Source organism: Streptomyces sp. AC627_RSS907 (assembly GCF_019049165.1).
On the sequence record NZ_JAGMUE010000573.1, the window covers coordinates 1 to 563 of the forward strand.

Here is a 563-nt window from a genome sequence, read left to right on the forward strand (position 1 = left end):
GGTCTGCACCGAAAACTCCACGGCATCCGGCTCGACACCCAGCGCCTGACGCCAGGTCTCAAACGCGGCGAACCCACCCAGGTCCTCGGCATCACCGTGGAAGGACAGCTCCAAGCGACCCGGAAAGATCGTGGAAACCCCGATGTTCGGGGCGGGCAGGTGTGTGAAGTCGGTGGCCAGCAGGCGCAGCGCGCACAGCGGCGTGGCCAGTTCCTTAACCGTCGCTGCGTTCACCTGGCGTCCCCCATCGGGTGGGTGCCGGGGCGGCCCCGGCGGCGGCCGTTGACGCTGGCGACGGCGGTGTGATCGCTGTGGGCGATACGCCACCCGCCCCCCGTGCGCTTGACCGCGTACATCGCCTCATCGGCCCCGCGCAGCAGCCGGGAGCGATCGGCCAGTGGCCAGTGCGGCGACCACACCGCGCCCACCGACGCCCCCAGCACCACGGTGCGGCCCTCGAAAGGCACCGCGGCGCACAGGTTCTCGTGCAACGTGCCCAGCGCGCCGGGCAGGTCGGTGGCGTGGGGCATGGTCAGGGCGGCGGCGAACTCGTCCCCGCCCAA

The 563-nt window shown here is 71.8% G+C and carries 1 protein-coding gene and 1 pseudogene; both read right to left on the reverse strand.

The genetic code is table 11. From position 1 onward, the window contains the following. A pseudogene (locus KUM32_RS37150) lies at positions 1–234 on the reverse strand (hypothetical protein); the annotation flags it as partial. Further along, the coding region (locus tag KUM32_RS37155; protein WP_217146270.1) for a diguanylate cyclase domain-containing protein at positions 231–563 on the reverse strand (333 nt) is incomplete at its 5' end. The gene KUM32_RS37155 and the pseudogene KUM32_RS37150, both read right to left, overlap by 4 nt.